The sequence below is a fragment of the Exiguobacterium sp. MH3 genome (assembly GCF_000496635.1).
Taxonomy (GTDB): Bacteria; Bacillota; Bacilli; order Exiguobacteriales; family Exiguobacteriaceae; genus Exiguobacterium_A; species Exiguobacterium_A indicum.
Genome location: NC_022794.1, coordinates 831,966 through 847,072, shown reverse-complemented (window position 1 = coordinate 847,072; position 15,107 = coordinate 831,966). Strand labels below are relative to the sequence as shown.

Sequence of the window (15,107 nt, the reverse complement as noted above, 5' to 3'; positions counted from 1 at the left end):
CGCTTAATACTCGTCATCGCGGAAGCCAAGTTCACGCAATTGACCGGCCTTATTGCGCCAATCCTTTTGGACTTTGACCCACAAGTTCAGGTAAACTTTTGTTCCGAGTAACATCTCGATGTCCGTTCGTGCTTCGGAGCCAATTTCTTTTAGAAGTGCTCCGCGTTTACCGATGATGATTCCTTTTTGGGAATCACGCTCGATCAAGATCGTCGCATGGACATCGACCATGTTTCCATTCTCACGCGTCTTGATTTGATCAATCGCGACCGCGATCGAGTGTGGTACTTCATCGCGTGTCTTTTGCAAGACTTTCTCACGGATCATCTCTGAGATGATGAAACGCTCCGGGTGGTCAGTGACTTGATCCGCCGGATAATACATCGGTCCTTCCGGTAAGATCTTCGCGATTTCTTCAAGTAACGGTCCGACGTTGTTACCTTGAAGCGCAGAGATCGGAACGACTGCCGCAAACTCAAGCTCATTTTTATATGACTCGATGATTGGCGGAATATCATTCGGATGAATCAAATCGACCTTATTCATGACGAGGATGATGGGTGTATCGAGTTCCTTCAATTTTTCAATGATGAAATCGTCACCTTTTCCTTTTGGTTCCGTCACGTTGACCATGAATAAAATCGCATCAACTTCACGCAATGCGTTCGTCGCGACCTTCATCATGAAGTCACCAAGTTTATGTTTTGGTTTATGAATCCCTGGTGTATCGATGAAAATCGTCTGAACGTCTTCTGTCGTATAGACACCTTGGATCTTGTTTCGCGTCGTTTGTGGCTTATCAGACATGATGGCAATCTTTTGTCCGATGACACGGTTGAGGAATGTCGATTTTCCGACGTTCGGGCGTCCGATGATCGAGACAAAGCCCGATTTGAATCCTTCTTTAAACATGTAAATCCCCTTTCGTGAATGCTCCTGGTAAGAGGGCACCCACTGTTGTTTCTGTGACATCCCCTTTAAGGTTCGTCAAATAGATTGGCATATCCGCGTCACACATCTCTGATAACACTTGGCGGCATTGTCCGCACGGTGCGACCGGTCCTTCCGTGTCCGCAACGACAGCCATCGCTGCATACTCGCGCGCATCCTGTGCCCACGCAGAGAAGATTGCTGTCCGTTCTGCACAGTTACAAAGACCATATGCAGCGTTTTCAATATTGCAGCCGTGGAAGACTTGTCCGTCTTTTGTTAGTAGAGCAGCACCGACTTGGAATTTCGAATATGGAACATACGCTTTTTCGCGTGCACGTTTAGCTTGTTCGAGTAATTGTTCTGTTTTCATGTGAATATCCCCTTCTTAGGAACGGTATTGGCCAAAAAGGCCGGATTCTTATTGTACCAAATATGGGATGAAGATGCATAGTGCAATTGCAATAGATGTAAGCGCCAACACGAGAACAGCTCCACTTGCAATATCCTTGACTGCTTTTGCCAGCGGATGCCATTCCTGCGTCACGAGATCAACGACGCGCTCAAACGCTGTATTGAACATCTCGGCACTGATGACGATCCCGACCGTCAAGAAGAGGATCGCTCGCTCGACAGACGTCAATGGTAATAGAAAAGCGACAAGTAACACGATGGCACCAACTGTCACGTGAACTTTCATATGCCGTTCTTCTCGAATCGATTGGCACAATCCGTTCATGGCATGCCGAAACGGTTGCCACCAGCTTTTCACAATGTGCCCCGATATAACTCGAAGTGATGCAGGATTTCCTCCTGTCGCTTCGTCATGACTTCCTCATCTGCTTTTTCAATGTGATCGTATCCAAGTAAATGGAGAAAACCATGGACAGCGAGAAAACCGAGCTCTCGCTCAAAATGATTGCCATACTCTGCCGCTTGTTCACGACACCGTTCTATGGAAATGATCAAATCGCCGAGGACGATTGGTTCGTCTTCGAGCAATCCAAAATCGATTTCATCTTCACCGAGTTCTTCCATCGCAAAGGAAATGACGTCCGTTGCCTGATCCTTTCCACGCCATTCACGATTGATTTCTTGAATCTCATCGTTTGAAACGAAAGTCACGGACAACTCACTATTTGAATCGACTTCTTCTTGTTCTGCCGTGTAAATCAAAATCGATTCGACAAGCTGTCGTTGTTCTTCCGTTAGACGATTATTTTCGTCTGTCATATAAATATTCATGTCGTTGCCTCTTTCTTTAATTCTGGATACTCGATTCGTTCATGGAACAAACCGGATAAGGTATGACACGCACTTTCACCAACGCGATAAATCTCACGTGTCGTAATGTCACATTCCGCAAATTGATCATCCATCATCTTTTCACGAATGATTTTCGCGACCAAGTCCCGAATTCCTTCTTCTGAAGGAGCTTTCATCGAACGAACTGCCGCTTCAATCGAGTCAACGATCATGATGACCGCCGCTTCACGAGTTTGTGGTTTCGGACCCGTGTATCGGAACGTCTCCTCATCGACCTCACCTTGTTCTGCTGCCTTGACATAAAAGTATCTCAGCAGAGAGGTTCCATGATGCTGGCGGCAAATATCAACGATTGCTGCAGGCAGTTTTGCTTCTTCGAGTAATTCAACACCATCCTCGGTATGTGCCAAGATGACACGTGCCGACTCTTCCGTTGTCAATCGATCATGGGGATTGCGTCCATGCTGGTTCTCAATGAAATAAAGCGGTCGTCTCGTTTTCCCTAAATCATGATAGTAGGCGCCGACTCGTGCAAGCAAGCCATCTGCTCCGATTGCTTCACAGGCTGTTTCTGCTAGATTCGCAACCATCATACTGTGATGGTACGTTCCCGGTGCTTCAACTAATAATTTTTTGAGTAACGGATGCGTCGGGTTCAACAGTTCGAGTAGACGGGTCGGTGCTAAAATACCGAACGTCATTTCAAGAAACGGCAATAGTCCAATTGCTAGGACGGCACTCAAGATACCACTCGCAATCGCAAAACCGATTAAAATCAGCGTTTCTCGTAGTTCGAACGTACCACTTCGTAACAGGACGAATGCTAAGAAAATCGCGATGTTTGCTCCGGCAATCGAAACACTGCTCATGAAAATACGACGTCGTGACAAACTAGAGCGCAGGAAAAACGTTGCGACTAAACCACCGACCAATAAATAGATTGCGATATTGAAGCTGAAGTTCTGGTTCGTACTATAGAAGAACGTTCCGGCAAGCGCCGTAAACAGAGAACTCGATAATGCAATCCGTTCGTTCAATAAATTGCGCAAGACGAGCGCAGCAAAAGCGGTCGGCGTGAGTAAGTAAAATGCTGGATTGATGTCGTCTGCTAAGAACGCCATACCATACATGACGAGTAATTGTAGACTGACGACGAGGTAGACAAGCCCGAATAATCGAATCCGCCCCATTTGAGCGTATCGCAGTTTTGAACGGTGAATGAATCCAAATAAAAAGGCAGTCATCAACGCACTGACAAGCATCGCCCCGAGTAACGGTTTCAACGACTGTCGATCAGAAATCAAGCCGACTAATTGTAGCTGACGATAGGCATCTTGTGAAATCACTTCGCCTCGTTTAACGATCACTTCGCCTTCTGAAATGATGACTGGTTCAACTTTATCACTCGTCTGCTTACGAAGCTGTTCCGTCTTTTCCGGATCATAGACGTAGTTCGTCACGATCAGTTGATCGGTCATCGCTTTAGCGACTGCTTTTAGTGAAAAGGACAGTGGCGAACGTTCAATATCCGTTCGCGCATTCTCACGTGCCTCCGCTACTTCACCACCATCAGACGAGATACGTTGACGCATCGCTTCTTCAATCGCGGTGATGACGACGTCACGTGTCGTATTCCGTAGTGCTGTCGTCGACGTCACAAGCAAGCGTAACTCATCATCCTTCAAAAGAGTTGCCGCCTCCGTTCCACGCAGACGCTGTTTGATTTTACCGATCTCATTTGTTTTTTTGATACCAGACAAACTCGCAAAAAGTTGTTCGACTTTATCAATTTGTTGTGCTGCATACTCTTGTTTGATCGTATACTGACTCTCGATTGCAGCAACCGAATTTTCCTTGATTTGATTTGTTGCAACCCGGTCCTCCATCGTCAAGGGTGACCGGATATCTTCTTCTGCAATTGAGAATGGTTCTGCGGACAAGGCTTCTGGCCGAACACTGACATACATCATCGTCGATACGACGAGATAGAATACTACTGTCAAAAGCCCGACCCAGACCCCAACCTTGCGCATATCATCTCCCCCTTTTCCATCTATTTTCGTAACGGCTTAGGTCAAATCCTGACTATAAGCATCAACGATTTTTCGGACAAGTGGGTGACGCACGACATCCGCTGAGCCAAAGTGCTCAAAATGAATCCCTTTGACATTGCCGAGCAAATGTAACGCTTCTTGTAGACCAGACGTTTTTCCTCGCGGAAGATCGACTTGTGTCAAATCGCCTGTGACGATCATCTTCGAATGGAATCCGAGACGCGTCAAGAACATCTTCATTTGTTCACGTGTCGTATTTTGCGCTTCATCAAGAATGACGAAGGCATGTTCAAGTGTCCGTCCACGCATGTAAGCGAGCGGCGCGATCTCGATGACGCCACGCTCAAGCAGACGAGCCGTATGTTCGACACCAAGTACGTCATGTAGCGCATCGTATAGAGGACGTAGATAGGGATCGACTTTTTCTTTCAGATCCCCTGGAAGGAATCCTAGATTTTCTCCTGCTTCTACTGCTGGACGCGTCAGGACAAGTCGTTTGACGTGACCTTCCTTTAACGCTTTTGCCGCCATCACGACAGCAAGATACGTTTTTCCGGTTCCCGCTGGTCCAATACCAAATGTCAAATCACAGCGGTCGATTCCCCGAACGTAACGTGCTTGACCGAGTGTCTTTGCACGAAGTGGTTTTCCTTTATGATTCGTATGAATGACCGTATCGTAAAGTTCCAGTAGTTCATCCACCCGATCTTGACGTGCCAGTTGAATGGCGCTCGTCGCGTCACGCTCCGTCAAAACAGCTCCACGATTCACAAGTTGTTTCAAGACGCCTACGACCTGTCCTGCTAAGATTACAGACTGCTCCTGTTCGGATTGTGCCAACAGCTCATCTCCTCGATGCGTAAGCTGAACGTCAAGTTCTGCTTCCATCGTACGTAAGACTGCATCATTCGGACCGACGAATGCTTGAATCTGTTCTGAATTCGAAAATGCAAATGGGATTCTTTCGTTGAATATCACGTTGTGAATGGCCTCCTAGTCATGGATAACAAGTTGTCATCGCTTCATATCTAATCTCTTCCACTTTAGCACTTCCGCCGAAAAGATGGAAAGAAAAACCCGTTCCCACCTTTTGGGAAATAAAAAGAGTCGATCCTACGCGTTTCGTAGGATCGACTCACTGTCTAATCATCATCGTTTTCGTTTTGAAACGGGTGCACCCAGAACCTCACTCCAGACGATGGCACGACGCATTTCATCCTGTGAGAGTCTCGTCGCTGATGCTGAACGACTCGACGTTCCAATAGCACCGTCTGCGACGCTATCTTTGATTTCACCGATCGTCGAAGAGGACATCCCTTTTTTCGAATGTTGTTTCTGACGCTGGTCCAAACGTTGTTGCAATTCCGTTCGTTCATGAACGGGTCGCGCTTTTGTTTGCGTTACCCCCGGTTGTTTCTTCGCGGGTGCTTTTTTACGAACGACAGGTGGAGGTACCATCTCTTGTCGCGCCGTATCGACCTGTTCGGTTATTTGTTTCACATAGTCGCCGAACTCCTTTGAAGGTGTCCGGTTCGTCTGCTTCGGTTTTTTATCCGCTGCTTTTGAGATGACGGAGATGACACCGAATGCGATCATCAATCCGACCCATATGATATCCATACCGTCTCACCCTTTATTGTGAGTCATTTGGTGATGATTGCCCACCGATTGCTTGACGCATTTTCGTATCTGCCGTCACGTTCAAGTAGTTTGCATAATCCATGACGCCAAAGTTACCGTCACGCATCGCTTCAGCGATCGCAAGGGGCACTTCCGCTTCAGCAGCGACAACCTTCGCACGCATCTCTTCAACACGTGATTTCATCTCTTGTTCACTTGCAATCGCCATTGCGCGACGTTCTTCCGCTTTTGCTTGCGCAATGTTCTTATCTGCTTCTGCTTGATCCGTCTGCAGAACCGCACCGATATTTTTCCCGATATCAATGTCCGCGATATCAATCGAGAGAATCTCGAACGCCGTACCCGAATCGAGTCCTTTCGCAAGAACCGTCCGTGAGATCATCTCTGGATTCTCAAGTACTTCTTTTTGGTCATTACACGAACCAATGGTTGAGATGACACCCTCACCAACACGTGCGATGACCGTTTCTTCCCCAGCACCACCGACGAGACGATCAATGTTCGCACGTACCGTGATCCGGGCTTTCGCTTTTACTTCAATCCCGTTCATTGCCACACCGGCGATAAATGGTGTTTCGATGACTTTCGGGTTAACCGACATTTGAACAGCTTCCAGAACGTTACGACCAGCAAGATCAATCGCTGCTGCGCGTTCGAAGCTCAACTCGATATTCGCACGGTGTGCTGCAATCAAGGCATTGACGACGCGGTCAACGTTACCACCGGCAAGGAAGTGACTTTCCAGTTGATTCGTATTCAAGTTCAATCCCGCTTTAACTGCCTTAATCAACGGATTGACGATTTTAGATGGTGTCACTCGACGTAGTCGCATCCCGACTAATGTAAAGATCGATACACGTACGCCTGCTGCGAGCGAGCTGATCCAAAGTGGGATCGGAACGAGCGTGAAGAAGATGGCGAGGAAAATTAAAATTCCTCCAGATATGAGTAATACGGTCAATAGTTCAGGTGTCATGTGTGGGACTCCTCCTTCGTATGTTGGACTCTAACAATGACGCGTCCATGCGTCACTTCTTTTACGACGATTGTTTCCCCCGCTTGAATGAAGGTCCCTTCCGTTACGGCATCAATTCGATTCCCATCGATTTCAATCGTTCCTGATGGACGAAGAGGCGTCAAACTGACTCCTTCTTGTCCTAACAGTTGTACTTTGTCTTGATGGGAGAGATAGCCTTTTTCAGACGATGTCGAATCCGTCAAAATCAAACCGCGCCATAGTAACGACTGATTTGATTTAATTCTGCGATACGCCCAGTATCCGGCCGCAAGCGATAGAAATACAGCAAGTCCGATTGCGATACCTACTTGACCAACTGTAGCGCCTGCCATGATCAGACTAGCAAGGACCGCACCGATTCCGAGGACTCCAAAGATTCCGAACCCTGTGACGAATATTTCGACCAGTAACATGAGGACCCCAATCATGAAGACCGCCAAAATCATTCCTAAGCTAAACGTCATGCGTACGTTCACCCCTTTTCATTCGTGTCAGAAGCTGCTTCTTTTGCACTTTGATTCGTTACTATAATTATATACGCTTTCAAAACAAAAAGGTTTCATGACTATTCTGAATTCATTAAGAAACTTTTAATTGTGACAGGAACGACAAAAAAGGTGCCCCGAAGGACACCTTTTTCATGTATTAAGCGAGCCGTTGTTTGACGAGTCGATTAATTAACGCACCGTCTGCCTTGCCTTTAAGCTGTGGCATGACGATACCCATTACTTTCCCCATATCTGAAGGAGCAGAGGCACCCGTCTGCGCAATAGCTGCGTCGACGATTTCCTGTACTTCTTCCTCGGAAAGCTGTTTTGGCATATAAGCTTCGAGCACGACAATCTCTGCTTGAATTTTCTCGACGAGATCGTGACGACCAGCGCTTTCGAATTCTCGGAGGGAGTCGTTGCGCTGCTTCATTTCACGTGAAAGAATTGTTAATTCTTCCTCGTCTGTCAATTCTTGCTTACCGAGTTTGATCGTTTCATTTTGCAGCGATGATTTCACCATCCGAATCGTCGTAAGACGATCTTTTTCACGTAGACGCATGGCTTCTTTCATATCCGCTGTCAAACGCTCCTGAAGACTCATGAGGATACACCCTCTCTAACGTTAGAACTTCTTACGCTTACGCGCAGCCTCCGATTTAAGCTTACGTTTTACACTTGGCTTTTCGTAGTGTTTACGTTTACGAACTTCTGCAAGCGTACCATCTTTTGAAACACCACGTTTGAAGCGACGAAGTGCGTCTTCAAGTGATTCATTTTTACGTACACGAGTTTCCACTAGTTTTCCCTCCCTCCGATATTACCGACTAAAGGAAACGTGTCAGACACGTCATACAACATTATAGTAGGAATATACAATTTGGTCAACAGTTGATTCTAGCGACTTTTCTGTACCCTACGCTGTTCCTTTTTGTTCTTATCTATCCTCTCATGGTTGCATCCGTTTGACAACAAAATCTAGTCATTCCTGCATCAAAATCCAGAAACTTTTTTGTAAGCGTTATCATCTATTTTTTAAAATGTTTTGTCAAAAAGGGTGATGATGTGTCAAAATATAGACAATTATCAAATAAAGGAGTGTGACATTACTTATGAAAGAAGCAAAGCGCATCATTTGGGGATTGATTCTCGGGGTGATTCTCGGAATCGTCCTCGCTTCCTTACCGGACAAGTCGATTTATGAGGGATTGAATAAATATGCTTTACAACCCATCGGAACGATCTTCCTGAACTTAATTAAGATGCTCGTCGTACCGATCGTCTTCTTCTCAATCGCCCTTGGCGTCATGGGACTTGGAAATCCAAAAGAGCTTGGTCGTGTTGGTGGTAAAGCCATCACTTATTTCATGACGACGACAGCTGTCGCAATTGTCATTGCTCTCGGTTTGTCATTACTGATCAAACCGGGTACGTTTGGTAACTTCGAGACGCAAGGTCTGGAATATGATAACGGAAATCTACCAGATACGAGCATAATCAACACAATCGTTGGTATGTTCCCGACGAACCCGATCACGTCGATGGCGGAAGGAAATATGCTACAAATCATCGTCTTCAGTGTCTTTATCGGTTTTGGGATCACGTTCCTCGGTCAAAAAGTCTCGACACTACGGACGTTCATCGAGCAGGGTAATGATTTAATGACGTACTTGATCACGCTCGTCATGAAAATGGCACCGCTTGGAGCATTTGCTTTGATCGCATCAGCCGTCGGTTCTCAAGGGTGGGATTCGCTAAAAGCAATGGGACTTTATATGGGTGTCGTCATCTTGTCACTATTCGTCCATTCCGTATTGACGTATGGTTCGACTGTTTCACTTCTTGGGAAGATGAACCCGTTCTTCTTCTTTAAGAAGTTCGCACCTGTCATGCTGTTCGCTTTCTCGACGTCTTCGTCGAACGCAACACTCCCTGTTGCGATGCAAACGGCTCAAAAAGAGTTGAAGGTTCCGCGTTCCGTCTCAAGTTTCGTCCAGCCTCTTGGTGCGACGATCAACATGGATGGAACAGCAATCATGCAAGGTGTCGCGACTGTCTTCATCGCGCAAGTCTACGCTGTTGACTTGACGCCAGGTCAACTTGCGACGGTCGTCCTGACAGCTGTTCTTGCATCGGTCGGAACAGCCGGTGTACCGGGTGTCGGTCTCGTCATGTTGACGATGGTTCTTCAATCGGTCAATCTACCGGTCGAAGGGATCGCTTTAATCATCGGTGTCGATCGTCTTCTTGATATGATGCGGACAGCCGTCAACATCACTGGTGACGCAGCATGTGCCGTCATCGTCTCGAAATCGGAACAAGGTAATCTGAAAGAAGAAGAGAACGAAGAAACGGATGAGCGTTACGCTTGATTGCACGTTTCTCGACTGACGAAAAGGACGTTCCGCCAACTGCGGAACGTCCTTTTTTATCTGTTCACTTATTTTGATAAGACGAATGAGCTAAGTCCTTCGACACGAACCGTACCTGATACGTTACGGATTGCTTTGGTTCCTGCTTGTTTACCGTCTACAAGCAGCTTCCATTTTCCTTTTGGTAACTTCATGTCGACTGCTTTTCGATTTGCATTGTGAATGACATAGAGATCCTCTTTTTGTTTCGGCGCAGAATCATCTAGTCGATACGCGATGACTTGAGCCGGTGCTGCTTCAAACGTCAGGTAACGACGAATGTCTTTTGCTGTTGCTAAATGAAGTACTGGATTCTTTTTGCGTAACTCGATCAATCCTGTCATATAATCAACGTCTTGTTGACGGTCCATCTTCCGTTTCCAGTCGAGCTGGTTGACAGAATCCGGTGATTTATATGAGTTATGGTCGCCGCCCTTCGTCCGCATGAAATCCTGTCCTGCATGGATGAACGTTGTTCCTTGAGACGTCAACAAGATACTTGAAGCCAAACGATGCATCTTTGTCTTCGTTGCGTCATTGTCTTTCGGATTCGTCAGGTTCAACTTATCCCAGAGCGTATGGTTATCATGTGCTTCAACGTAAGTGATCGCTTGATCTGGTTCTTGCGTAAATCCTTTAATCTCTTTGTTATAAGCAATCTCTCCGACGATTCCGCGTTTGATGCGCGTTTCAAGACCCGTTGCTCCGTTAATGAAACCAGCATCTGAATCGATGAAGACGCTACCTTTGAGCGCATCGCGTAGGTTGTCATTGAAATGTCCGATTCCTGGCATTTGTTTTGTATTCGTTTGGTTGGCCTTCTCTGAATCTGGAAGCGGTGTTCCAAGGCTCCACCCTTCTCCGAATATGAGAATCGACGGATCAATTCGTTTTGTCGCCTGTTTGACATCATTCATCGTCTTGACGTCATGAATGCCCATTAAGTCAAATCGGAATCCGTCCCAGTGGTATTCTTTCGCCCAGTAAGAGACAGAATCAACGATCAATTTGTGCATCATTTGACGCTCAGACGCTGTATCGTTTCCGACACCCGTTCCGTTCGCTAAATCGCCGCCTTCTGTATAACGGTAGTAATAACCAGGAACGATTTTATCAAGGTTTGATGCCTTTGCGTCAAACATATGGTTGTAGACGACATCCATGACAGCACGAAGTCCATTGTCATGTAGCCCTTGAATCATCTGCTTCATTTCCTTGATTCGGACTTTTGGATCATAGGGGTTTGTCGCATACGATCCTTCTGGTGCGTTATAGTTCTTTGGATCATAACCCCAGTTATACGATTTAAGCGGGTTCGTCTCATCGACGGAAGCTGTGTTGAAATCATAGACTGGAATGAACTGAACGTGCGTGATGCCAAGTTCCTTCAGATGATCAAGTCCCGTCTTCGTCTTCGTTTTTTTACCATCCTTCGTTAAACGTGTACCTGGCTCGATGACGCCGAGATACTTCCCTTTTTGTTTGATACCTGAATCGTAACCCGAGTTCGTCACATCAAACATCGATAAATCACGGACGTGTGATTCATAGATGATCGCATCTGTCGCATGGCGAAGTGGCATTTTTCCATTTGTCCAGCGTTTTGGATCCGTCTCGCGTAAGTCGACGACGACACCTTGGTCGCCATTGACGGCGACTGCTGTCGCATACGGATCAACCGCACGCGTCGATTCTTTGGCATGTTTGACTTCGTATGTGTATCCGACACCGTCAAGATCGCCCTTGACCGTCACTTGATACACACCACGATCCGTTCGTTCCATCTTGATTTCGCGCGTGATATCTTTTGTCGTAGCAGCTTGTTGCTTTGGTAAGCGATACAATTCGAGCTCGACCGCTTGTGCTGTCGGTGCCCAAACTTTAAACGTCGTCTTTGACTTTTGATAGTCGACACCGAGTTTTCCATCGTAGGCATACTTTTGGTCGAATGCTTTCGAACGGAGCACTTTACCCGCTTCAAGGACTGCTTCTCCAAAAACAGGATGAGACGCTCGGACGACTTTTGCTAAATCGATATCTGAAGTGACTTCGACTTTTACCGTTTTGGCATCGATTGCTGACACGGCTGGATTCGTCACGCCTTCAAACGTAAATGCCTTTACGTCTTCTTCCGTCAACGGTGCATTCGTTTTTAATGTCATCGTCCGGAAGTCATCTGCTAAAAAGCTTGTGATTTTCGGTGTGCGATCGATTTCCGGTTTGCTGTAGTATACCGTCTGATCCCCTTCAATCAACCAGATGTCTTTCGCCCCTGCATAAAAGAAACGATCAGCTCCGTCTTTTTCCGACCATCCTTCAAGATGAGGAATGACGCCTGCAAGACGTGCTTTCGTCGGATTATCGAGTGTTACCTTGGCAACGGCACCGAACTCATCTTGCTTGTCAAACTCGAATCGCTTGCCATCCTGCTCTTCCGGCCAAGACCAAACGCCATACTTTTCATAATCATTGTCATACCGGTAATAGTGGATGTTCGTGTCGATATTTTCGACATCTGCTCCATTGCTTGGATTGACTGTCGAGATGTTCTTACTTCCCGACTCGATCCAGATTTCAGCAACACCATTTTTAATCATGTCTTTCGTAATGAAGCGATCATTCTCAGATCCCCCATCTTTGTTCCAGTTATCATCTCGAACGATAAAGCCGATTTTTTCCGGCTGATCAACTGGGAATTCATAAGCTGCGATTTTTCCGTAAGCATCCTCGCCGTTAAAAGCGTGAGCTTTATTCGGAAAATAATCCGGTCCATTTGCCCATAACCACAGATTCCAATCCTTCGTGGCATTCGGGTCTGCCTTGTAGTGAATGATGACCAATGTCGACTTCCCTTTTTCCAGTGCTTGACCAGATAAAGAGAGTCCACTAAATATCAGTGCAAACGTTAGCGCAACGATACAAACGAATCTCATGCGTTTCATACGGTAGCCATCTCCTTTTGGTATGTAATCGTTTTCATTTTGCATCCGTTTACAGGTCCTGTCAAAGCCTATTTCATCGGTTTGGTCGAAAATAAGACTTTTGAACCAAGCACTTTTTTTCAAAAAGAATGGGGAGTTACATCAGAGGAAGACAGAAAAAAAGCGTCTCCACAATCATGTGCTAGAGACGCTCATCCTGGTTTGTCTGATGGTACTACTAATTATAGCTTACGATCGTGCAAGAAGTTTAGCGATTGTCTGCTTCGTCTGTTCCATTGATTCGTCCGATGCAAAGAAATACCAGACACCATCACTTGCGATATATCCTTCTCCCTCGATTTTCAGCGGCTTTAATTGTTCGAACCCCCGCTGATTTTCCTGCGCTAGTTGCGCTGCGACATCGAGTCCAATATTCGTCGTAAAGTTGTTTTTCATGACGTCCGTAATCTTTTCGAGTTGCGTCAACAACTGTGGTCCAGCAAGCTTCATTCCGACGGCTTCTAGCACTTGACGCTGACGAATTTGTCGTCCCATATCGCCGAGTGGATCTTGCTTTCGCATCCGAGCGTAACCACTCGCTTCAAGACCCGTCAGATGAATTTTCCCTTTCTCATACTCCTTTTGAAGACGACGGTCGTTCCAACTGAAGGCAGATGGATTGTCGACCGTGACACCCCCAACAGCATCGACCAACTCAATTAATCCATCCATGTTGATTTTCGCATAATAAGGAATATCGGTCTCAAACGTCTGCTCCACCGTCTCGACTGTCTCTTTCACCCCCCCATAGGCATAGGTATGATTAATTTTAGTCTTTTCGCCAGACGGCACGGTTACCTGCATATCTCTTGGAATGGACAGGGAAGTCGCTTGTCTCGTTTTTGGATTGAATGAAAGAAGCATGATGGCATCGGCACGTCCTTTATCGTTTTTCCGTTCATCCACGCCCAGTAATAAGACATTGACCGGCTTCATCGATTCGAGTGGCTTCGGCCGCTCTCCATCTAACGGTGTTAAGAACGCGTCTGCCGTTTGCTTCACTTTTAAAAAAGCTAAACCAGCTGATGTACTAGCAATCAGAACGAACCCTAGTAGGAGCGCACTCAATACGCGCCAAACAAGGCGTGGTTTTCTTTTCGCCATTCGGGATCTCATGTCATGAACTCCTTCATAGTGTGTTTTCATACGTCTTCATCAATCCAGCAATGTTCGAGTTATGCAGGAACAATACGGAGTCGACTTGTTTTTGTTTAGCGAACTGCGAGACGTCGAATGATTTTGGCACATAACGAACGTCGACGACTTCCAGATTGGCACTTTTAGCAAGGAACGGTAAGACGGGATTCGCGAATGAATCCTTTAAGACGAGAATCGTTGGGCGATCATTCTTCGTCTGCTCCTTCATCGACATGATGCCGTGATTCCCGCGCAAGAATACTTCATACCGATCGACGTAATCTCCCTCCTGCTGAACGAAGGATTCATCAATGACTGGGCGATCGCATGCCCCGTCGTAACAGACATCGATCCCTTTAAAGAATGCTGGTCCATAATAAGCTAACTGATCACCGGACGTCGCGTACGCAAGCGTCGTCTTTCGCGCTAATGAACCATAATAGGCATGCTCATCCTCTTTACGATCTGCTTTTGATGGTGTGACCGGTTGCAAGCCCATCCCCTTCGTAATCGTCTGGTATGCTGACGCTGCCCCGTCGATATTCCAGTGATGGTCCGTCTTGAAGTAGTCCGTTAGTTTTAATTGATCAAGTGACAAATTCGTCATCCCGGCAGCCTTGAAGTCACGAATCATTCCTGCGTAACGTGTCCGTGCATTCGAAGCAACATACGATGGGATCAACTGATCGCGTTCAGCAATGACCGTCTTCGATGGAGCTAGCGCCATATATACGGGTCGATCGACTTCTTGCACGAATTGCTGAAACGCGTTTGGAATCTGGACTTGAGTCGAGGCACTCGGTTCGATCATATAGCCATTTTTAGCTGTATAGATTCCATTACGAAATGGCTGTCTGAAGACATCCTTCGATAGTAGCGCTTGCATCTCAACGAACGTTCCCCGCAAAAGTAGTTGATCCGTGAAATACGTCTCCATCTTCAGCATGTCTTTTCCAGTCGCGATTCCTTCGATCGTCGGATTGACCGATTGTGCGAGTATACGGTTTTCTAACTGGGAACGCACACGATCCTCTCGGACGATCGTTCCGATACCAATCGTTAACAAGATGAGTAAAAAACTAATCGTCGTCACCCACATCATGATCCGTTCAAAAGAAGTCGTCCGTTTTTGTCCCTGCTTATTTTCTGTTTCAAGTGGCTGTGCCATCAGTAGACCTCCT

Annotated in this window: 15 protein-coding genes; 1 reads left to right on the top strand and 14 read right to left on the bottom strand. The window is 46.5% G+C overall.

Annotation, left to right across the window (positions count from 1 at the left end):
• Window positions 1-3: 3 nt before the first annotated feature.
• From era to rpsU, 11 genes are all read right to left on the bottom strand, one after another.
• Window positions 4-912: a GTPase Era gene (gene era, locus U719_RS04235; RefSeq protein WP_023467500.1), complete on the bottom strand. Its 909-nt coding sequence runs from the start codon at window positions 910-912 to the stop codon at window positions 4-6.
• Window positions 905-1,303 (bottom strand): cytidine deaminase, encoded by a 399-nt coding sequence (locus U719_RS04230; protein ID WP_023467498.1) that lies wholly within the window; start codon window positions 1,301-1,303, stop codon window positions 905-907. The genes era and U719_RS04230 overlap by 8 nt, the downstream gene beginning before the upstream one ends.
• 48 nt (window positions 1,304-1,351) lie before the next feature.
• Entirely contained in the window at window positions 1,352-1,702 is a 351-nt protein-coding gene (locus tag U719_RS04225; RefSeq protein ID WP_023467497.1) for a diacylglycerol kinase, read from the bottom strand.
• Window positions 1,699-2,175, bottom strand: coding sequence for an rRNA maturation RNase YbeY (ybeY, locus tag U719_RS04220; RefSeq protein ID WP_023467495.1), 477 nt, complete (start codon window positions 2,173-2,175; stop codon window positions 1,699-1,701). Before ybeY ends, U719_RS04225 begins: the two co-directional genes overlap by 4 nt.
• Window positions 2,172-4,229, bottom strand: coding sequence for an HD family phosphohydrolase (locus U719_RS04215; protein WP_023467493.1), 2,058 nt, complete (start codon window positions 4,227-4,229; stop codon window positions 2,172-2,174). Before U719_RS04215 ends, ybeY begins: the two co-directional genes overlap by 4 nt.
• A gap of 36 nt (window positions 4,230-4,265) precedes the next feature.
• Window positions 4,266-5,228, bottom strand: a complete 963-nt coding sequence (locus tag U719_RS04210) for a PhoH family protein (protein ID WP_023467492.1) — start codon at window positions 5,226-5,228, stop codon at window positions 4,266-4,268.
• 171 nt (window positions 5,229-5,399) lie between these two features.
• On the bottom strand, window positions 5,400-5,870 hold the full coding sequence (locus U719_RS04205) for a hypothetical protein (protein ID WP_023467490.1): 471 nt from the start codon (window positions 5,868-5,870) through the stop codon (window positions 5,400-5,402).
• A gap of 13 nt (window positions 5,871-5,883) precedes the next feature.
• On the bottom strand, window positions 5,884-6,867 hold the full coding sequence (gene floA, locus U719_RS04200; protein ID WP_023467489.1) for a flotillin-like protein FloA: 984 nt from the start codon (window positions 6,865-6,867) through the stop codon (window positions 5,884-5,886).
• Window positions 6,864-7,385 (bottom strand): NfeD family protein, encoded by a 522-nt coding sequence (locus tag U719_RS04195; protein ID WP_235147624.1) that lies wholly within the window; start codon window positions 7,383-7,385, stop codon window positions 6,864-6,866. Before U719_RS04195 ends, floA begins: the two co-directional genes overlap by 4 nt.
• Before the next feature lie 169 nt (window positions 7,386-7,554).
• Window positions 7,555-8,001: a GatB/YqeY domain-containing protein gene (locus tag U719_RS04190; protein ID WP_023467485.1), complete on the bottom strand. Its 447-nt coding sequence runs from the start codon at window positions 7,999-8,001 to the stop codon at window positions 7,555-7,557.
• Window positions 8,002-8,022: 21 nt separating this feature from the next.
• Window positions 8,023-8,196, bottom strand: a complete 174-nt coding sequence (gene rpsU, locus U719_RS04185; protein WP_012369719.1) for a 30S ribosomal protein S21 — start codon at window positions 8,194-8,196, stop codon at window positions 8,023-8,025.
• Between the two features lie 313 nt (window positions 8,197-8,509).
• Here rpsU and U719_RS04180 point away from each other — a divergent pair, with 313 nt between their 5' ends.
• Window positions 8,510-9,769 carry a dicarboxylate/amino acid:cation symporter gene (locus U719_RS04180; protein WP_023467483.1) on the top strand — a complete coding sequence of 420 codons (1,260 nt, stop codon included), beginning with the start codon at window positions 8,510-8,512 and terminating at the stop codon, window positions 9,767-9,769.
• A 68-nt stretch (window positions 9,770-9,837) separates the two neighbouring features.
• Here U719_RS04180 and pulA read toward each other — a convergent pair whose 3' ends face one another.
• From pulA to U719_RS04165, 3 genes are all read right to left on the bottom strand, one after another.
• On the bottom strand, window positions 9,838-12,750 hold the full coding sequence (pulA, locus tag U719_RS04175; protein WP_023467482.1) for a type I pullulanase: 2,913 nt from the start codon (window positions 12,748-12,750) through the stop codon (window positions 9,838-9,840).
• Window positions 12,751-12,978: 228 nt separating this feature from the next.
• Window positions 12,979-13,893 (bottom strand): LCP family protein, encoded by a 915-nt coding sequence (locus U719_RS04170; protein WP_235147623.1) that lies wholly within the window; start codon window positions 13,891-13,893, stop codon window positions 12,979-12,981.
• A 25-nt stretch (window positions 13,894-13,918) separates the two neighbouring features.
• Window positions 13,919-15,094: a DHHW family protein gene (locus tag U719_RS04165; RefSeq protein ID WP_023467478.1), complete on the bottom strand. Its 1,176-nt coding sequence runs from the start codon at window positions 15,092-15,094 to the stop codon at window positions 13,919-13,921.
• Window positions 15,095-15,107 lie beyond the last annotated feature (13 nt).